This is a genomic window from Oceanobacillus sp. FSL W7-1293 (assembly GCF_037969815.1).
Lineage (GTDB): Bacteria > Bacillota > Bacilli > Bacillales > Amphibacillaceae > Oceanobacillus > Oceanobacillus oncorhynchi.
The window spans coordinates 2,869,419-2,888,462 of the sequence record NZ_CP150212.1; the positions used below are offsets into that span (position 1 = coordinate 2,869,419).

At 38.5% G+C, this 19,044-nt stretch carries 17 protein-coding genes; 9 read left to right on the forward strand and 8 right to left on the reverse strand.

Annotated features, from left to right (window positions below):
• Positions 1–270: 270 nt before the first annotated feature.
• Positions 271–1,524, reverse strand: coding sequence for an ABC transporter permease (locus MKY65_RS14045; RefSeq protein ID WP_339177801.1), 1,254 nt, complete (start codon positions 1,522–1,524; stop codon positions 271–273).
• Positions 1,517–2,413, reverse strand: coding sequence for an ABC transporter ATP-binding protein (locus MKY65_RS14050; protein WP_339177803.1), 897 nt, complete (start codon positions 2,411–2,413; stop codon positions 1,517–1,519). The genes MKY65_RS14045 and MKY65_RS14050 overlap by 8 nt, the downstream gene beginning before the upstream one ends.
• A gap of 866 nt (positions 2,414–3,279) precedes the next feature.
• Here MKY65_RS14050 and MKY65_RS14055 point away from each other — a divergent pair.
• Entirely contained in the window at positions 3,280–3,465 is a 186-nt protein-coding gene (locus MKY65_RS14055; protein WP_042534658.1) for a YhzD family protein, read from the forward strand.
• Between the two features lie 61 nt (positions 3,466–3,526).
• Here the strand turns inward: MKY65_RS14055 and MKY65_RS14060 are convergent, their stop codons facing one another.
• Positions 3,527–3,874, reverse strand: a complete 348-nt coding sequence (locus tag MKY65_RS14060; RefSeq protein ID WP_042534660.1) for a YlbF family regulator — start codon at positions 3,872–3,874, stop codon at positions 3,527–3,529.
• Between the two features lie 165 nt (positions 3,875–4,039).
• On the opposite strand from MKY65_RS14060, the gene MKY65_RS14065 reads away from it, so the two are divergent.
• Positions 4,040–4,939, forward strand: a complete 900-nt coding sequence (locus MKY65_RS14065; protein WP_339177807.1) for a helix-turn-helix domain-containing protein — start codon at positions 4,040–4,042, stop codon at positions 4,937–4,939.
• A gap of 111 nt (positions 4,940–5,050) precedes the next feature.
• Positions 5,051–6,148 carry a sn-glycerol-3-phosphate ABC transporter ATP-binding protein UgpC gene (ugpC, locus tag MKY65_RS14070; RefSeq protein ID WP_339177808.1) on the forward strand — a complete coding sequence of 366 codons (1,098 nt, stop codon included), beginning with the start codon at positions 5,051–5,053 and terminating at the stop codon, positions 6,146–6,148.
• A 73-nt stretch (positions 6,149–6,221) separates the two neighbouring features.
• Here ugpC and MKY65_RS14075 read toward each other — a convergent pair whose 3' ends face one another.
• The gene (locus MKY65_RS14075; RefSeq protein ID WP_040981996.1) at positions 6,222–6,416 is read right to left on the reverse strand and encodes an alpha/beta-type small acid-soluble spore protein; all 195 of its coding nucleotides are present in this window, start codon (positions 6,414–6,416) and stop codon (positions 6,222–6,224) included.
• A 146-nt stretch (positions 6,417–6,562) separates the two neighbouring features.
• Positions 6,563–7,948 (reverse strand): class II fumarate hydratase, encoded by a 1,386-nt coding sequence (gene fumC / locus MKY65_RS14080; RefSeq protein WP_339177813.1) that lies wholly within the window; start codon positions 7,946–7,948, stop codon positions 6,563–6,565.
• A 162-nt stretch (positions 7,949–8,110) separates the two neighbouring features.
• On the opposite strand from fumC, the gene MKY65_RS14085 reads away from it, so the two are divergent.
• Positions 8,111–9,025: a zinc dependent phospholipase C family protein gene (locus MKY65_RS14085; protein WP_339177815.1), complete on the forward strand. Its 915-nt coding sequence runs from the start codon at positions 8,111–8,113 to the stop codon at positions 9,023–9,025.
• A gap of 54 nt (positions 9,026–9,079) precedes the next feature.
• Here MKY65_RS14085 and MKY65_RS14090 read toward each other — a convergent pair whose 3' ends face one another.
• Both MKY65_RS14090 and MKY65_RS14095 read right to left on the reverse strand, forming a co-directional pair.
• Positions 9,080–10,390: an MFS transporter gene (locus MKY65_RS14090; protein WP_339177817.1), complete on the reverse strand. Its 1,311-nt coding sequence runs from the start codon at positions 10,388–10,390 to the stop codon at positions 9,080–9,082.
• A gap of 235 nt (positions 10,391–10,625) precedes the next feature.
• The gene (locus tag MKY65_RS14095) at positions 10,626–10,862 is read right to left on the reverse strand and encodes an IDEAL domain-containing protein (protein ID WP_042534671.1); all 237 of its coding nucleotides are present in this window, start codon (positions 10,860–10,862) and stop codon (positions 10,626–10,628) included.
• A gap of 328 nt (positions 10,863–11,190) precedes the next feature.
• Between MKY65_RS14095 and MKY65_RS14100 the strand changes: the two genes are divergently transcribed.
• The 3 genes from MKY65_RS14100 (at position 11,191) to nhaC (ending at position 15,484) form a co-directional block, all read left to right on the forward strand.
• Positions 11,191–12,072: a cation diffusion facilitator family transporter gene (locus tag MKY65_RS14100; RefSeq protein ID WP_339177821.1), complete on the forward strand. Its 882-nt coding sequence runs from the start codon at positions 11,191–11,193 to the stop codon at positions 12,070–12,072.
• A gap of 511 nt (positions 12,073–12,583) precedes the next feature.
• On the forward strand, positions 12,584–13,687 hold the full coding sequence (gene ftsW / locus MKY65_RS14105) for a putative lipid II flippase FtsW (RefSeq protein ID WP_339177823.1): 1,104 nt from the start codon (positions 12,584–12,586) through the stop codon (positions 13,685–13,687).
• 432 nt (positions 13,688–14,119) lie between these two features.
• Positions 14,120–15,484 (forward strand): Na+/H+ antiporter NhaC, encoded by a 1,365-nt coding sequence (gene nhaC / locus MKY65_RS14110; RefSeq protein ID WP_339177827.1) that lies wholly within the window; start codon positions 14,120–14,122, stop codon positions 15,482–15,484.
• Between the two features lie 58 nt (positions 15,485–15,542).
• Here the strand turns inward: nhaC and map are convergent, their stop codons facing one another.
• Positions 15,543–16,295 (reverse strand): type I methionyl aminopeptidase, encoded by a 753-nt coding sequence (map, locus tag MKY65_RS14115; protein ID WP_339177829.1) that lies wholly within the window; start codon positions 16,293–16,295, stop codon positions 15,543–15,545.
• 346 nt (positions 16,296–16,641) lie between these two features.
• Here map and MKY65_RS14120 point away from each other — a divergent pair, with 346 nt between their 5' ends.
• Positions 16,642–17,367, forward strand: coding sequence for an ABC transporter ATP-binding protein (locus MKY65_RS14120; RefSeq protein ID WP_339177831.1), 726 nt, complete (start codon positions 16,642–16,644; stop codon positions 17,365–17,367).
• Positions 17,357–18,997, forward strand: a complete 1,641-nt coding sequence (locus MKY65_RS14125; RefSeq protein ID WP_339177832.1) for a hypothetical protein — start codon at positions 17,357–17,359, stop codon at positions 18,995–18,997. The genes MKY65_RS14120 and MKY65_RS14125 overlap by 11 nt, the downstream gene beginning before the upstream one ends.
• Positions 18,998–19,044 lie beyond the last annotated feature (47 nt).

Here is a 19,044-nt window from a genome sequence, read left to right on the forward strand (position 1 = left end):
CCCTCCTTTAATCTTCTCTTTTAATATACCACCCTACCGTATATATGTCAATGCAGAAGACTTCTGCTTAAAAGTCCATTATATCATTAATCAAAATAAAACGTATCCTGAACAGGAGTTATTTTTAGAGTCCGGTTCTATTGCTTTGTATAAATCATCCGGCTGATAAATACTTCCGGTTCAACCATCACTATCTTTCCCGTTAACCTTTAAAATAACCGCTTCATCTGCCACGCAGGCGAAGCGGTTATTTTAAAATCAATCATGCAGCTATTCTTTCTTTGATAAATTGATGGCACGTTTCAAATCTTTTAACGATCCCGACTTACCATACATCAGCACACCGCCTTTGTATACACGCGCTGCCAATGCAGCAAACAAAGCAATCGTTACAATCATAATCCCGATGGACAAACCAATTTCCCAAAATGGGATATTGAGCATACCGATACGTAAAAACATTATCATCGGCGTAAAGAATGGGATATAAGATGTCACCGTAATCAATGTTGATTCAGGTATACCCAAACCTGTCATTGCAATGACAAAGGCAATGACAATCAACATTGTCATCGGCATAATCAATTGATTGACATCCTCGATCCGGCTGACTAACGATCCAAGCATGGCCGCCAGAGTTGCATAGAGGAAATAGCCTAATAGGAAAAAGACAATCGCATAAATGTAAATAACTGGATCATTATCCATAATTCCCATCACTTCAAAAAATTCCCCTGCTGCAGAATCTTGATTTGCTTGAATGGCAAAGTAACCTCCGCCCAGCAGGATAATCATTTGTGTTAACCCTAACAAACCAATCCCGACAATCTTTCCAAACATATGCATCATAGGCGGGGCACTGGAGATAAGAAGCTCCATGACGCGGGATGATTTTTCTGTTGCCACATCTGTAGCAATCATCTGTCCATAAAGAAGAACGGTCATGTACAGAACAAATAGCATCACATATACCAGACCCCGAGATTGATTCATTTCTTCCGCTGTTCTGGCGCTGTCATCCAGCTGCTCTGTCTGGAGGCTCACCGGAGCGTAAATCATATCTAATGTTTGCTGATCAATTCCCGCTTCCTGTGTTCCAACAACCACCTTCAGCTGCTGCAGAATCTGCTCAATTTCTACTTGTTCGCCCGTTTCCGCAATACGATTCGCATAATAATCTCCTTCAGGCAGATTATTTTCATCGGCAGCAATGACAAGCAAGCCATCATATTCTTCAGCGGTGACTGCATCCTTCGCTTCTTCCTCTGTTCCTTCAAAATTCTCAAAGGTAATTCCGGTGCCTTCACTTATCCCTTTCTCCTGCAAATAATCACCGTATATTCCGGATTCATCGATGACAAGCACTTGATCCGATTCTTCATCACCTGAAAACATATCAATAATAGAAGATATATTTGCGAAACCAATAATAATAGCTAATGTAATTGCCGTTGTAATAATAAATGATTTCGATTTCACACGCGAAAGATACGTATGACCAACAATCGTCCAGAATTTATTCATAAGAAGCACCTACCTTTTCAATAAAGATATCATTTAAAGAAGGCTCTTCAATTTCAAATTTCCGGACAAATCCTTTCCCTTGCAGCTCTGAAAATATATCTTGTGCAATTTGTTCATCCTCAATCTGCAATGCACACCCATCCGGCAGTTCTTTATAAGAAGCCACACCTGGATAATTCTTTAAAAATGCCGTTGAAAAATCACCGCGAATATCAAGATTTTTCTTTCCGAAGCTGTGTTTGATTTCCCGCAAGGAACCATGAACAACTGGCGTTCCTTTTTGCAGAATACAGATATGCTGGCACATTTCCTCGACATGCTCCATCTGGTGAGAGGAGAAAACAATCGACGTCCCCTGATTTTTTAAATCTTTGACAGCACTTTTCAGCATTTCTACATTGACAGGATCTAATCCAGAAAATGGCTCATCTAATATTAACAGCTTAGGCTCATGAATCACGGCAGAAATAAACTGTATTTTCTGTTGATTCCCTTTAGACAGCTCCTGCACTTTTTTATCTAAGTACTCCGGTACTTTAAACCGTTCCAGCCATTCATCCAGCTTTTTAAGAACCTCCTGTTTTTTCATTCCCCGCAGCCGTCCTAAATAAATAATTTGCTCTTTCACCGTTAATTTCGGATACAGCCCTCTTTCTTCCGGCAAATATCCAATTAAATGACTCTCATTATAAGAAATCGGGCCGCCGTCCCAGGTAATATCGCCGGATGTTTTATCCAGCAATCCGAGAATCATACGAAATGTTGTTGTTTTGCCTGCGCCGTTTCCGCCTAAAAATCCAAACATTTCTCTTTCAGGAATTTCCAGAGATAAATTGTTTACTGCAGTATGATTTCCAAACCGCTTGGTGACATTTGATAGCTTTAGCACATACTTCTCTCCCTTCTGCTGACTATACAATTGAACGAATCAAAAGGTTCATATAACTTTTCAAATTTTTATTCATCCACTTGTTATACGTACAAACATATCCATTCGTTTCATTTTTTTATTATATCTATCCTGTTTACTATCATTACCTCCCCGGCGCTTCTATCTAAATCATTTTGACAAGAACACCACTTGATTTTTAAAAAACCAGTGTTCTTGCCATAAAGATGTCTGCTGCAACGGTTTTCGATGGGGCGAGTAATCGCAGCAACGGTTTTAATAGATCGAGTAATCGCAGGTCTCAATGTTGTCAGGTTAATAGCCGCTACGGAAAAATACTACGCTTTCCATGGGCTTGAGCTCAGCCTCCTCGAAAAAAAGAAGTTCACTTTTTTTCTGCGGGGTCTTCCCACTACGCTTTCCCATAGGAGTCTCCGTATTTTTCCTCCGCTAGATAGTTTATTACTACCCATCTGTAACAAATATAAAATTTATTAACCTGACAACATTGGTAATCGCAGTCCCAACTTTAACTCTGGCTGCGCTTGTCAGCTTGCCAATCATTAAGTCTTCTTTTCACCTCCTGGGCATAAGTGCGACTTTAGCTCTGTCTGCGCCTGTCGGCTTGCCAATCGCTATGTCTTCTTTAAAGGAGATGGGCTCGGGCCCATGGGAAGCGAAGTGTGTATTTTGGGGCCTAAGATTACTCCCCCCATGAAACCCATTGGAGCGATTAATTTCAGCTATTTTTATAAACATTCTTACTTCTTTCAAAAAATGAATACTAATTCATATATATTGCAAGAAGTATTTCATTTGTTTTATAATTTAGAGTAAAGCGATTACATTTTGGAGGAGGTCATTCGATGGGGACATATTATTTAACGGTATTTTCACAGTCAGGAGAAAAACTGCTTGATACACAATTTGATGCTTCCACGCATGCAGAAGCAAAGGAAATCGGAAAAGAAAAACTGGATAAAGAGGGGTACGCTGAGCATACACATCGATGTGTCAGCCCAAATGCTAAGCTGGTGCTCTTTCATCGTTAAAAAGTTAAAATCCCTGCTGCTGCAAAAGGTAAAGCAGCGGCAGGGATTTATCCATTCATTTTTATTCAGCTGCACCATAAAGTTCTTCTAATGGTTTTGTAATGGTTTGAGAGATTTCATTAATCACATTGTTTAGTTTCTGCTCTTCTTCCATTAATTTTGAGATGGCATCATGCTGTTGAACCGTCTCAACGATTTGTCTTGCTTTTTCAATTTCTTCTTCAGAAATATCTTGACCTTGCATATGCTTTTCCTGCAGGTTTAATTGTGTTTCACGGAAGTTTTCAAACATTTGCTTTGCAATTTCGTCAGACATTACTGCTTCATAAGCTTGTTTTAAATCCTGAAATTCTTTGCTTTCACGAAGTGCTTGTTCTAATTGATTTGCTTGTTCTTGTAAATTTGACATTAATATAACTCCTCCTTCATCGTCTCTTGCTACTATAACAAAGCTGTTAACGTATGTATAGCCATATCTATTTACTGGATTAAAAAATAAATCCTGTGTTTTTCATAGTATAATAAAAGCAGCATGCAATAAAACTGCTGTCTCAGCTTAAAAGGAGGAATACGATTGTATTTACAACGATTAAAGAAGCTTTACCCCAGTTTGACAGAGCTTCCCAAAAACCAGAAAGAAATGAATCCTGATTTTAAGTGGTACAAATTAGAGAATACCGTTATTGGTATTGATAATAAAGAATTAACAGAGAGAGATAAAATCCTTCTGGGCACTTTTCTGACTTCTTACCATATTCAATTGCCCATTCAAACACCTAAAGAAAAACAATGGGAAGCACGGATTCACCGGCAAAAAGACGAAAACCTTGGTAAAACCGGGCGCTACCGTTTTATTTTTTTTCGAATCGAACAAGGACACATTGATACAAATGTATTCAAAAAAACGTTACAGGAATTTTTTTCAGGAGATTTATCTATATTATGGAATCATACAAATGAAGGGTTTATTATCGAGGAACCGGCCAGCTTTTTAGAGGAGGGAATCACTTATCACCAGATCGCTGATACATTAACAGGTGAATTATATGTGAAAATCATGTTTTTCATCGGCCCCTATTTAGAAAATGATAAAGACTTGGCAGACTGCATAGAACAAATTACCGCCATGGCAGAGAGAAGCTTTCGAAAAATGGACACGGCTGTGATTGATTATACCGAGGTATACCCTTCGTTTCTTATTGAAATCCTTTCCCATAAGCAGCGGCAGCAATTAAGTGAATGGATTTTGAAAGAGTTTTTAACAGACCCGGAGGCTTTAGAAACGATTCGAATGTTTATTCAATGTAATTTAAATGTATCTGAAACAGCAAAAAATTTATATATCCACAGGAACAGCCTGCAATATCGTCTCGATAAATTTTATGAAAGTACAGGCATTGATATCAAGCAGTTTGATAATGCATTTACCGTTTATTTAGCCATTTTAGCAAATATGCACAATATCCAGTCATAATTTTGTGCAACATCTCCATATTGTTTTTACAGCTTTTTCAGTAAAATTAAAAACATAAGAAAAACGCTTTCATTTTGTTTTAACACTAAATCATTTTAAGGAGATGTCATCATGGCAGAATTAAAATTAAATCATATTCAAAAGAAATACGATAAGGATGTATTGGCGGTAAAAGATTTCAACCTACATATTCAAGATAAGGAATTTATTGTATTCGTCGGGCCATCCGGGTGCGGGAAATCAACTACATTGCGTATGATTGCCGGCTTGGAAGAAATATCTGACGGGGAACTGTATATTGATGAGAAATTAATGAATGATGTTTCACCAAAAGATCGAGATATCGCAATGGTATTCCAAAACTATGCCTTATACCCTCATATGAATGTATATGATAATATGGCATTCGGACTTAAGCTTCGCAAATTTAAAAAAGAAGAAATCAAAAAGCGTGTTGATCAAGCAGCTAAAATTTTAGGATTAGAAGCATACTTAGACAGAAAACCAAAAGCATTATCCGGCGGACAAAGACAGCGTGTTGCTTTAGGGCGTGCGATTGTCCGGGATGCCAAGGTATTCCTGATGGACGAACCTTTATCTAACCTGGATGCAAAATTGCGTGTGCAAATGCGTGCAGAGATTCAAAAGCTGCACCAGCGTCTGCAAACCACGACTATCTATGTGACTCACGACCAGACCGAAGCAATGACAATGGCAACAAGACTGGTTGTAATGAAAGATGGCGTTATTCAGCAGGTTGGTGCTCCTAAGGATGTTTATGACTTACCGGAAAACATTTTTGTAGGCGGGTTTATCGGATCGCCATCTATGAATTTCTTTACTGGCACATTACAGGGAGACAAGTTCCAAATCGGTGATCATTCCTTCCTGATTCCGCAGCCAAAGCTTGCACCGCTGAAAGAGCAGGGCTATGAAGGAAAAGAACTGACTATCGGCGTTCGCCCGGAAGATATTCATGATGAATTAGTCTTCTTAGAATCCTCTCCCGAGTCTAAACTGACAGCTAAAATTGAGGTTGCGGAATTGATGGGAGCAGAATCTATTCTTTATTCCAGTATCAATAATCAGGAATTTGTTGCGCGCGTCGATTCTCGTGCAGATATTCAAGGCGGGGATGAATTAGAGCTTTCCTTTGATATGAATAAGGTTCACTTCTTTGATAATGAGAGTGAACAGCGGATACGTTAAGACAGGAGATATTGGTAAAGGGGAACTCATTATAAGTTCCCCTTTTTAGCCAGTAATATTTTATTTAATAAAATTATTTACCATGCATTTGTTGTTGAGCAGTCTGCACTAGGCGTTTTGTGATTTCTCCACCTACAGAACCGTTTGCACGAGAAGTTGAATCTGCACCAAGGTTTACACCAAATTCTTGAGCGATTTCATATTTCATTTGATCAAGAGCTTGTTGTACTCCAGGCACTACTAATTGGTTTGAATTGTTGTTTGCCATGATTATCACCTCCTGTACAAGTATCTTCTGCAGTTTCGCCCAACTTATGATAGCTAATTTTTGGAAATTAAAAAAGCTGAACCCTGTGCATGGGTTCAGCTTTTTCATTGCTTCATATTCGTATTCAAAAGTACTGCTCTCTAAGCTTATTTGGGATGTGTCATTTGTTCTGGTCTTACATACTCGTCAAATTGTTCAGCAGTCAATAAACCAAGCTTAACTGCTGTCTCTTTTAATGTTGCATTATCTGCAAATGCTGTTTTGGCGATTTTTGCAGCATTTTCATAACCGATATGCGGGTTTAAAGCAGTTACTAGCATTAATGATCCATGCAGGTTTTTCTCAATTTGCTCCAGATCCGCTTCAATTCCGACCGCACAGCGCTCATCAAAGGAAAGAATGCTATCTGCCAGCAATTGGCTGGATTGCAGGAAGTTATAAGCAATCACCGGTTTGAAGACGTTTAATTCAAAATTCCCCTGACTGGCAGCAAATCCGATTGCCGCATCATTTCCCATCACCTGTGTCGCTACCATCGTTACTGCTTCACTTTGTGTCGGATTTACTTTTCCTGGCATGATCGAGCTTCCAGGCTCATTTGCCGGTATCGTAATTTCTCCAATACCACAGCGCGGTCCGCTCGCTAACCAGCGTACATCATTAGCAATTTTCATCATGTCTGCAGCAAGACCCTTTAACGCACCATGCGCATAAACCGTCTCATCATGGCTCGTTAATGCATGAAATTTGTTTTTAGCAGAAATAAATGTTTTACCAGTATATGCTGAAATAGCTTTACAAACCTTTTCTGAAAAATCCGGATGTGCATTTAAACCAGTTCCGACAGCTGTTCCGCCAATAGCCAGCTCCCGCAGATGTTCATTGCTCTCTTTAACCATGGTATATGATTTTTCTAACATCCGGTGCCAGCCGCTGATTTCCTGGCCCAGCGTCAATGGTGTTGCGTCCTGCAAGTGGGTCCGTCCTATTTTTACAATGTCTGTAAATTTATTTTGTTTTTCTTCCAGTGTATCCTTGAGTTGCTTCACGGCAGGAAGTACGGTATCTTCCAATTTCAATACAGCTGCTACATGCATCGCTGTAGGGTATGTATCATTTGAACTTTGTGATTTATTTACATCATCATTCGGATGAAGTTTTAACTCGCTCCCCTGCTCTTGCAGCCATTGATTACCAACATACGCCAATACTTCATTTACATTCATATTTGACTGTGTTCCGCTTCCTGTTTGCCATACTACTAATGGAAAATGGTCATTTAATTTATCTGCTAATACTTGGTCTGCAGCATATTTTATTGCTTCCGCTTTTTCTTCCTCCATTAACCCCAGTTCAAAGTTGGCAACAGCTGTACTTCTTTTTAAAATTGCAAACGCTTTAATGATTTCGACAGGCATTGTTTCCTGACCGATCGGGAAATTCTGTTTACTGCGTTGTGTCTGCGCTCCCCAATATTTGTCGGCCGGAACCTTGATTTCCCCAATAGTATCTCTTTCAACACGATAATCCATCCTAATTCCTCCTTGAACTTTTCCTCGAATCATATCTAGTGTATCAAATTTTTTGATTTTTTTCGATTTCTTTTTCATGATATGATAAGAATAAGCATATTTCCAGAGAATATCCGCTATTTTTACGTATACCAATTAAATTGAAGAAAGGAAGAATAAATCATGCCGAATATCTGGACACATATTTTTTTCGCAGAAGATGCTTGCAATGCTTTATCCTGGGATATCCACCATTCCCCTTCCAGACATACTCTCTTTCTAGGCGCTCAAGGACCTGACCCTTTCTTTTATTACCGATTCTGGCCATGGCTTTCCAGTCAAAAGACCGGACAGGGAATCGGCAACACATTGCACACAAAAGAATGCGGCCCTTTTCTAATGTACCTGATTGAACAGGCTCAGGAAGGGCCTGATGAAGTAAAAGCCTATGTGGCGGGTTTTATCACCCATCATCTGCTGGACCGTCATACACACCCTTATATCCATTACCGGGCCGGGTATCAGGGCAGCAAGCATCAAAAGTTGGAAACCCTTATTGATACGAAAATGGCTTTAGACACGCGTAAAATGGAACTGTGGAAGCATCCGGCATATGCAGAAATCAATGTTGGCGACACATTGCCTGTATCCATTTTATACATATTAGATGATGCTATCCGCAGGTTTTACCCCGAATTATCTTTTCAGACGAAGGATATCCAGATTGCTTATCAGGATATGATTACTGCTCAAAAACTTTTTGCAGACCCGGGCGGCTGGAAAAATAAAATCTTAAAAGCCTTTATCCGTTCTTATTCTCATCAGCCCATCCATGAAAATATTGATTATCTTAATGAAGAAAATAAGCCGTGGGTGCATGCAGCTACTGGAGAAAAACGGGAGGAAAGCTTTGCAGAGTTATATACGTATGCATTAAATGATGCCGTCAGCCTGCTTCCTTTAGTTACGGATTATTGGAATGAAGGTGGAGAATCAGTAAAAGCGCAGCTCATCCGCCGTATCGGCAATATTTCATATGATACCGGCACACCTGTAGCGAATTATGATACAAACCGCTTTAGTGTACCAATTGTATAATAAAAATAAGCACATGCCGGGAGTAGTATTGAACCAGACAGCATGTGCTTATCTTTATTGCGGGCGTATATTGACTTCCTCTTTTTTATTCGAAGCTCTCCTTGCCTCTTCTATTCCTTTATCAATATCCACGAATTTCAAGAGAATGATTCCGATAATAAAGAAGAAAATAAGCGATAAAATGCCTAAGCGGCTGTTTCCCGTCACTTGTCCAATAAGCGCAAATATAAATGGGCCGACTACGGCCGCGAACTTGGATGAAATACCATAAAATCCAAAAAACTCCGCATGCTTTCCAGTTGGTATCATACGTCCAAAAATGGATCGGCTCAATGATTGTGCTCCTCCTTGAACCATTCCTACAATAATTGCCAGCATATAAAAATGAAGAGCAGTGCTCATAAAATAACCAATAATGACAATCCCTAAATAAATGTATAATGTAATAAATAATGCTTTCTTTGCTGTAATCTTTGTTGCCAGCCAACCGAAAAAGAAGGTGAATGGTATGCCGACAAATTGGGTAATCAATAAAGCAATGATCAAATCATTCTGACCAATCCCAATCTCACTTCCATAAACCGTTGCCATTCGGATGATGGTAGAAATTCCATCATTATAAAGCCAAAATGCAATCAGGAAAATAGCCAGCTGTTTAAATTGCTTTATCTCCCGGAAGGTGTTTCCGACTCTGGAAAAACCAATGGCTATATATGATTTTTCCCGCTTCACTTTCTCTTTTTTCTCTTCTTTTATATTTTTCAGGAGCGGAATCGTAAAAATCAGCCACCAGATACCTACAGAAGCAAGCGAAATTCTGGTTGCCCATTCTGTATCAGGAATCCCGAACCAGGGTGGGTTTAATATCATCATCACATTAACAGCTAATAAAATACCGCCTCCAATATATCCATAGGCAAAACCGCCTGATGATACTTTGTCCATCTCTTCTTTTTCAGCAATCTCCGGTAAAAATCCATCATAAAAAATATTACCGCCCGAAAATCCAATCGAGCCAATAATGAATAGTAAAGAGGCCAGTAAATAATCTCCTTCACTGATGAAGATCATTAAAATACTTGCAATAATCCCCATAAATGCGAAAAAACGAAGAAATTTTTTCTTTGCTGCTGAAAAATCACTGATGGCACCAAGTATCGGTGCAAGAATAGCTACAATCAGCACAGAGATAGATTGTGAATATCCCCAATAGCTTGTTGCTAAATGATCATCCAGACCTGATGCAGCTACTGTTGAATAATAAACGGGTAGTACTGCAGCCATCATCGTTGTTGCAAAAGCTGAATTCCCGAAATCGTACATCATCCAGCTGCGCTGTATTTTCTTTCTCGATTTTGCGTCCACCTTATCCCCCTCCTTTACTTGCATTATAATGGATTTATTTGGTTAATCCCATCTATTTTTTAAATTTAACATTATTTCTTAAAAAACCTATATTCCGTCTTTTCTGTAAAAGGAGATGTTGACATAAATGCTTTCATAACTATTTTTATACTGTGAACGGGCAAAAATGCAACGGTCATATTTAAAATAAAAAAGGTATAGGCGCACTTAATTTCCGGCACCTATACCTTTATAGTTAATCTTCCCACACATATTGTTTATAAGCTTCACTATATTTTTTAAAATCTACATAATTATTTGTTTCAATGGCTTGATTTATTTCTTCTTCTAAATGAGATTTGTTCCATTTAAATACAAGTTCGTCCAATAATAATTGAGCAGCAAGCTTCTCTTCAAATGCCATTTCTTTTCGTGCTGTTAACGGTTCTCCTACATACTGAAAAAAACGGTATACGACTTTTTCTTGTTTCATGGAAGTTCCCCCTTAAAGCCTTTTACCCATTATGCACAAACTTTCAATAAATTTCAACTTATAAATATTATCCATTTTTTTCTTGTTTATTTTCACCTATGCAAGCGCCTTATTTTCTGAATCATTTTATATATAAAAAGAAATAATAAATACTGCCATAGCAATGATTGTTTCCCAAAGGAAAATATGCTTACAACTCTCAATAACTCTTCCTGTGGTCTGTTATTTTTCTCTAGACCCACCAGCAAGTGATTTGATAGACTATATAAGCTAACTTGAATATGGTATGGAAATTTCTAGTTAATTTTAGAATATGGTGGGATTAAAGATGAATAATCATAATGAAAACTTAAAAACCGGAGAAAAAGGGGCTTGGCTCAGTATTATTGCTTATGTTTTTTTAGCTATTTTAAAACTGTATATTGCTTCTATCGGAAATTCAGAAGGGCTGCGCGCTGACGGTTTAAATAACTTTACCGATATTATTGCTTCTGTTGCTGTATTAGTCGGATTAAAAATAGCGGTCAAACCTGCAGATTCCGTCCACCGCTACGGCCATTACCGTGCAGAAAGTATCGCTTCTCTATTTGCCGCTTTTATTATGATGTTTATCGGTCTTCAAGTCATATTTACTGCAGGCCGGACACTTTACGCATCCGATTATGAACAGCCTGATATGCTGACAGCATGGGTAGCTATATTCGCAGCATTCGTTATGCTGGGTGTCTTCCGTTATAATTTAAAACTGTCCAAAAAAATTGGAAGCAGTGCACTTTATGCGGCAGCAATGGATAACCGTTCAGACGCTTTTGTAAGTATTGGCGTATTTATCGGCATTATCGGAGCCCAATTCGGACTATTTTGGTTAGATCCGATTGTAGCGATATTGGTCGGATTAATCATCTGCAAAACAGCATGGGATATTTTTAAAGATTCTACTGTTACGCTGACAGATGGATTTGATTATAAGAAATTAGATGAAATGAAGGAAGCTATCCGCACCTTTAAAAATGTACGGGAGGTTGTTGATATTAAAGGCCGTATTCACGGCAATCAAGAGCTGTTAGATATAACTATTTTAGTGGACCCCACCTTAAATGTTGTTGACAGCCATGCTATCACAGAGCATATTGAGGAATACCTTTACAAAGAATACGGAATAAATCACGCATTGATTCATATTGAACCTTATGAAGAAAATAAAAAATAAACTGCAGAAACAAAAATGAACCATTTTCTATATTCTTAGAGAATGGTTCATTTTAATATTTGTATTTTCTTTTTTATAAAATGAAGCTACATTTACTCCTCTGTCAAAACAATTTCGTCCAATGTCGATAGCAGGAAAGTACTCTGTTACTCCTGTCGTCAAAGTTACCATTCGTTTTTTATCTCTTCCTCCCCCCCTTCCATCCCTGACAGTGAATACTGGCTAATTACGAACCCTTCTTATAGTCCAAGTACAGCCCGCATATCACGAACAAGCATTTTAAACCTCGTTTCACGTACTCTTTTTATTACAATCCGGGAGAAAAACGCTGCACTATTTGACGAAATGTCAACAGCCCTAGTATATTTAATAGGAACTACCAAAAACCTTGATTTTTAAGTATTTCAATAATGATCAGTCTGGTCGGCAATATACAATTATGGAATGCAAACATGAACTGTTCTCAAAAAGGAGCAGTCAGGCATGATTTTTATACAGTTAGGATGAGAATATGCTTTGGGCAAAAGTGAAGAAAATGGACTTCTTGTTAATTGCTGCGGTAGGTATTTTATCCATTTTTGGACTGTTGATGGTATACAGTGCAAGCTTTCCAATTGGACAAATGTATTATGATAGCGGAAATTACTTTTTTGTAAAACAGCTGCAATGGCTCTTGATCGGCATAGTCATCTTTACCTTGGCTGCGTTAATAAACCCTGCACTGTATGCCAGATGGAGTCCCGCGCTTGTTATGCTCTCGTTAATTCTGCTAATAGCTGTTTTAATACCAAATATAGGAGTAGAACGCAACTTCTCTCAGCGCTGGATTGCGATTGGCGGGTTTTTATTTCAGCCGTCAGAAGTGGTGAAGATATCCATGGTCATTTACTTTGCTTCGATTTATGCAAAAAAACAGTCGTATATCAACCATTTCGTACAGGGCGTCCTGCCTCCGATCATCATATTGCTGCTTGTTTTTTTATTAATTTTATCACAGCCTGATTTAGGAGCAGCCGGAATTATTTTGGCCGCTTGCGGAATTATTGTTACATGCAGTGGTGTGAAGAAACGGCATATTTTTTTATTGGGAAGTGTTGCTGCTATAGGTACGGTTTACTTCGCCCTAAGCTCAGCCTATCGTTTGAATCGTTTGACTTCCTTCAGGCAGCCGTTTGAGGAGTTTTCAGAGAATGGCTATCAGCTTGCAAATTCTTTGCTTGCAATCAATAGCGGCGGATTAATGGGAAACGGAATAGGTAACAGTACACAGAAGCTCGGCTATCTCCCAGAAGCACATACCGATTTTATTATGGCAATTACGGTAGAAGAGCTCGGAGCAGCAGGCTTACTGATAGTTCTTGCCTGTTATATAATTATCCTGTTCAGAGGTATCTTAATCGCCAAACAGCTGTCCAGTTCCTTTTATCAATTACTGGCAATAGGTATCACTTTTCTGATTATGATCCAGGCAGTGATTAATTTAGGAGCGATTTCTGGAATTTTCCCAATTACGGGAGTTACTTTACCATTCATCAGCTATGGAGGCTCTTCCATTATCATGATGATGGTTTGTGCCGGAATTCTTGTGAATTTGTCTGCGAAAAGAGAAAGCTAAACCAACCTTTGAAAAAAGGCATCATGTAAACTCGTTGTTTTCAACAAAATGGATACTTAGACAGCAATTATTCGAATCTCTTATTGACAATTCAAGTAAATTAATTGTATAGTCATTATTAACAATTCTATCGTTTTGACAGTAAAAGTCCGCAGTAAATCATTATATGACAGTTAGATTAGAGACAAGGTGGCTGGTGAAAACCTTGGTGTATAATGATTGAATTACAGGCTTTGTAATAAAACTTGTCACTGAAATCAAGCGGATGCACTTATGTGCATCAACTAGGGTGGTAACGCGGAGATTTACTTCGTCCCTGTCTATAGGGGCGGAGTTTTTTTATTGGTTTAAAACGATAATGCTGCAGCTTTTGCATTTCTTATAGAAAAATAGGCATATCTTATACATATGCAAAGCCAAGGAGGTTATAAAATGAATTCAATTAAAGCAAAACATCACCCTTCATTACTTGTTTCCATCGTTTTCCTTATCCTGATTGTGGGGATTATCAGCTTTTTTATGATTGGTCTGGAAGCCGCGCCGCATATCCCTATCCTTATCGCTATATTTATTTTGATTGGTTATGGATTATGGAATAAAATTACTTACCAATCAATGCAAAAGGCGATGGGGTTAGGGGCCGGTTCTGCAATGGGAGCGGTATTCTTATTCTTTGTGATTGGTATTCTAATCAGCAGCTGGATGATAAGCGGGACCATTCCTGTCTTGATGACAACTGGTTTATCCCTTATCTCAACCACATGGTTTTACGCGGTTGTTTTTGCTATTACCGGTATTATTGGTATCTCTTTAGGGAGCTCCCTGACTACTACCGCAACTGTCGGCGTTGCTCTGATAGGAATGGCCGGGGCGATGGATGCTTCTTTGGCGATTACAGCGGGGGCAATTGTTTCCGGAGCTTTTTTTGGTGATAAAATGTCTCCATTATCTGATACAACCAACCTTGCTTCAACAATCGTCGGTGTAGATTTATTTGAACATATTAAACATATTAGTTTAACAACGATTCCTGCATTCATTATTTCGTTTATAGGTTTTGCAATACTATCCCCCAGCGACTCCCAGGCCAGCAATAATATTGCACAGTATCAGGAGGCATTACAAGGAACAGGATTGATACATTGGAGTTCCTGGGTTCCATTGATTATATTGATTGGCTGTACGATTTTTAAATTATCTGCTTTCTTATCTTTATCTATAAGCAGTGTCATTGCCAGTATCATTGCGATTGTTGTTAATAAATTTCCTTTAAGCGCTATTCCTGCTATCTGGTTTGGCGGCTATACTGGAAATTCTGATTTTGATCCTGTTAATGAATTAATTACAAAAGGCGGTCTGGAAAGCATGTTCTTTACGATCGCCCTTGTACTTCTCGCTCTAAGCTTTGGCGGATTGTTGTTTGTTACTGGTATTTTGCCGGCCATTTTAGAAGCACTGCAAAAAAGACTTAAAAGAACAAGGTCAATCATCACTTCCACTGCAGGGACAGCAATTGGAGTGAATGTTTTTATCGGGGAGCAGTACTTATCTATTCTGTTAACCGGCGAAACATTTCAGCAGATTTATGAAAGAGCCGGGTTAACGAAAAAAGCATTATCCCGTACGTTGGAAGATGCAGGAACAGTGATTAATCCGCTTGTTCCCTGGAGCGTATGCGGGGTGTTTATCGCAGATGTCTTAGGCATTCCTGTACTGGCCTACCTGCCTTTTGCATTTTTCTGCTTGTTAAGCCCCGTGATTACTATTTTATTTGGAGCCCGAACAGCGAAAAAATAACAGAAAAAAATACTCCCTAATGTGAAATTTCATGCTCACTCATTAGGGAGTATTTTTATTATTTATCCTGCTCTGTTAAAATAATCGGCTCTTCCTTCGTAACAACGATTTGATGTTCAAACTGGGCAGAGCGTCCTTTATCAACCGTTCTTGCAGTCCAGCCATTATCGTCCATCTTGCTGCGCCAGTCGCCCTCATTAACCATTGGTTCAATCGTTATAACCATTCCCTCTTTTAAACGAATGCCTTTATTGGGAAGACCGTAATGAGGCACATGCGGATCTTCATGAATCGTCGGCCCAATTCCATGCCCTGTAAAATCACGTACAACTGAAAAACCTTCCGCCTCTGCATACGTTTGAATCGCATGCCCTATATCACCTAAACGATTGCCGTGCTTTGCCTGAGCCAAACCTTTGTACAACGCTTCCTTCGTGACGTCAATCAGCTTCTGCCCTTTTTCGTCTACATTGCCGACAGCATATGTCCACGCAGAATCAGCCAAGCCTCCATTTAAATTAACAACCATATCAATCGTTACAATATCTCCGTCTTCTAAGGGGCTATCTGTTGGAAAGCCATGACAAATTTCATCATTTAAAGAAGCGCAAATCGCATAAGGGTAGCCATTATAGCCTTTTTGCTCCGGCGTTGCTCCATGCTCTTCTAAAAATCTTTCTACAAATGCGTCCAATTCCAGTGTTGTTACGCCCGGTTTGATCCGTTTTGCGATTTCTTTATGTGTGGCTACCAGCAAATCAGCTGCTTCCTGCATTTGCTGAACTTCCCGCTTACTTTTTCTTGTTATCATTCGTATTTCTTCCTTTCTATCTTCTATATACGCAATACTTTATAAAAAATCCATTACATTTAAATGATGTTTCATATCCAGAGTCCATTGTAAATTCTAACACAACCATTCTGAAACGAACAGTATCTTACCTTTTCCTGTATTAGCATCGCCTTTTAAAAAAAGAAATTGTGCTGTTGCTATCATGTACAAACAGATAAACCCAAGCCCCCCTCAAAAAGAAAATGACTTTTATTTCTTAAAAATGGAAAATTGATTTTGCGAAAAACCAGCCGCATGTTACGATAAGTTTATATTTACCTTACAATACAATTTCTGATATTCATGTAGAAATGGAGGTTTTTGGATGATAGAAATTTCTCGAGTCAATAAAAGCTTTGATGGACATCATCATATTATCCAAGATTTATCATTGACCATCCCAGACGGAAAAATCGTCGGCTTTCTTGGTCCAAATGGCGCGGGGAAATCTACCACGATCAATATGATGACTGGTATCTTACCCATTGATAAAGGAACAATTACTTTAAATGGCATTGATATTGACAAAGAGCCCTTAAAAGCAAAAGAGATTTTTGGATTTGTTCCAGACCGTTCTGATATTTTTCTGAGGCTGAAAGGGCTGGAATACCTTAATTTTATTGCTGATATTTATCAGGTTCCTGAGGACGTGCGGCAAGAAAAAATAGCCTATTATACAAAACAATTTTCAATCGACCATGCCTTGAGAAATTTTATTCAGAGTTACTCTCATGGGATGCGGCAAAAAATAATGGTTACTTCTGTACTGCTGCACGATCCGGATATTTGGATTTTAGACGAACCATTAACTGGGCTGGATCCAAAATCGTCCTATGCTTTAAAACAAATGATGCGGGAACACGCTGATAAAGGAAATACGGTTTTCTTCTCCAGTCATGGCCTGGAGGTCGTGGAACAGCTCTGTGATGAAGTGGCAATTATTAATCACGGAGAGCTTTTATTTTATGGAACAATTGATGAACTGCAGGCAGAATTTCAAACCGACCAATCTCTGGAAAATGTATTTTTGGAGCTGACCAATGATGCGTAATACATGGACAATTACAAAAATAATGTTAAGGATGCAATATTCTTCAGCAGGCAAACAAAGTAATGCATGGATTTATATTATTGTTTCCCTGATTCTTATTCCATTTTTTATTATGCTCATGCAAGGAATAAATTCTATGGTTACATATGCTTATCACATGCTGGCTGAAGTAAATCAGGAAAGTATGCTTCTTGGTTTGGCATTGCTTTTTATTGCAGTTATCCTGTTTTTCCTTTCATTTATTATGATTTTATCTGCTTTTTATTTTTCTGATGATATTACAGCTTATATTCCGCTGCCGGTACATCCTTATCAATTATTGATTGGCAAAGCAGCAAATCCGTTAATTTATAATTATGGCATTGCAGCACTTTTATTTTTGCCATTTTTATTTATGTATGGAAGCATCAGCAGTGCGCCTATCCTATTTTATGTCTATGGCTTCATTTTGTTTATCATTTTTCCAATTATTCCATTTAGTCTTGTAGCGGTTATCCTGATGTTTATCATGCGTTATGTCAATATCGCCAAAAACAAGGATCGCTCCAAAATCTTTATGGGTATCGGTTCCTTACTATTTGTTATTCTCGTTAACGTACTTGTTCGTCTCAACATGGACGATGCCGCAATGCTTGATACGTTTACGACCTATATGCAGGAGCAAGAAGGATTACTGCGAATGATAACTATGATCTTTCCACCGGCTTATTTTGGAGCAGGCAGTCTCCATTTTGCGGCTGATTGGTCCGGTCTTCTTTTCCTGCTTGCACTTTTGGCTGTATTTATCCTTTGTGTCCTCTTATTTATTTGGGCTGGACAACGTTTTTATTTGAAGGGCGTCCGGGGAATGAGTTCGGGAAGCAAAGGAAATTTATCAGCTAAAGCGTCTCAAAAATTAACACAGCAGCGTTCGATTTTAAAAACCTATCTGCTGAAGGAATTTAAAATGATTTTTCGCACCCCTGCTTTTCTAATGCAGTGTGTCATTCAGGCATTATTTTTCCCGGTATTTATAACGGTGATTCTATTTTTGGATATGGGAAATGATCTGGCAGCGTATGTCCCTGCTGCACCAGAAAAAAATCTTTTTCTGATCTTATTTATGATATCGATTTTTTTATTAAGTACGAATGTAACAGCTTCCACTGCTATTTCCAGAGAAGGAGCAAGCATAAAATTAAATTTATTTTTGCCAATACCATTTCAACATTTGATAAACGCAAAATTATATGTTGCCTATCTTATGTCTGTGCTGCCGTTTTTACTGCTTATTGGTGTCGGTATTTATGTAAATATTCCAGCTCATATATTGATTGGCTGGGTAGGGGTTACCCTGCTGTATAATTGGTTAGCCGTCGTGATTAACTTCTTTATTGATGTTTATCATCCGAAGCTGCACTGGACAGACGAACAGGAATTATTTAAAGGCAGATTCATCCCTTTCTTTATTTCGCTTGGGCAAATTGCTCTTTTCGGGATTATAACGATTATTCTTTGGAATATGAATATAACGAATGTTTATCTGATTATGCTTATTTTACTGCTTCTCACGTTCATTGTTACTGATATAGCACACGTTTATTTACGTAAAAAAGTAACGTTAAAAACACTGCAAAACCTGGGAAACTAATTGAAAAAAGACGCCCTGGCAATTCATCCGCCAGGACGTCTTCTTGT

Coding starts and splice junctions, on each gene's coding strand:
- MKY65_RS14060 (WP_042534660.1), bottom strand. CDS start 3,874: ATGTCAAATTTACAAGAACAAGCAAATCAATTAGAACAAGCACTTCGT.
- MKY65_RS14045 (WP_339177801.1), bottom strand. CDS start 1,524: ATGAATAAATTCTGGACGATTGTTGGTCATACGTATCTTTCGCGTGTG.
- map (WP_339177829.1), bottom strand. CDS start 16,295: ATGATAACAAGAAAAAGTAAGCGGGAAGTTCAGCAAATGCAGGAAGCA.
- MKY65_RS14120 (WP_339177831.1), top strand. CDS start 16,642: ATGATAGAAATTTCTCGAGTCAATAAAAGCTTTGATGGACATCATCAT.
- fumC (WP_339177813.1), bottom strand. CDS start 7,948: ATGGATTATCGTGTTGAAAGAGATACTATTGGGGAAATCAAGGTTCCG.
- MKY65_RS14055 (WP_042534658.1), top strand. CDS start 3,280: ATGGGGACATATTATTTAACGGTATTTTCACAGTCAGGAGAAAAACTG.
- ugpC (WP_339177808.1), top strand. CDS start 5,051: ATGGCAGAATTAAAATTAAATCATATTCAAAAGAAATACGATAAGGAT.
- nhaC (WP_339177827.1), top strand. CDS start 14,120: ATGAATTCAATTAAAGCAAAACATCACCCTTCATTACTTGTTTCCATC.
- MKY65_RS14095 (WP_042534671.1), bottom strand. CDS start 10,862: ATGAAACAAGAAAAAGTCGTATACCGTTTTTTTCAGTATGTAGGAGAA.
- MKY65_RS14085 (WP_339177815.1), top strand. CDS start 8,111: ATGCCGAATATCTGGACACATATTTTTTTCGCAGAAGATGCTTGCAAT.
- MKY65_RS14125 (WP_339177832.1), top strand. CDS start 17,357: ATGATGCGTAATACATGGACAATTACAAAAATAATGTTAAGGATGCAA.
- MKY65_RS14075 (WP_040981996.1), bottom strand. CDS start 6,416: ATGGCAAACAACAATTCAAACCAATTAGTAGTGCCTGGAGTACAACAA.
- MKY65_RS14100 (WP_339177821.1), top strand. CDS start 11,191: ATGAATAATCATAATGAAAACTTAAAAACCGGAGAAAAAGGGGCTTGG.
- ftsW (WP_339177823.1), top strand. CDS start 12,584: ATGCTTTGGGCAAAAGTGAAGAAAATGGACTTCTTGTTAATTGCTGCG.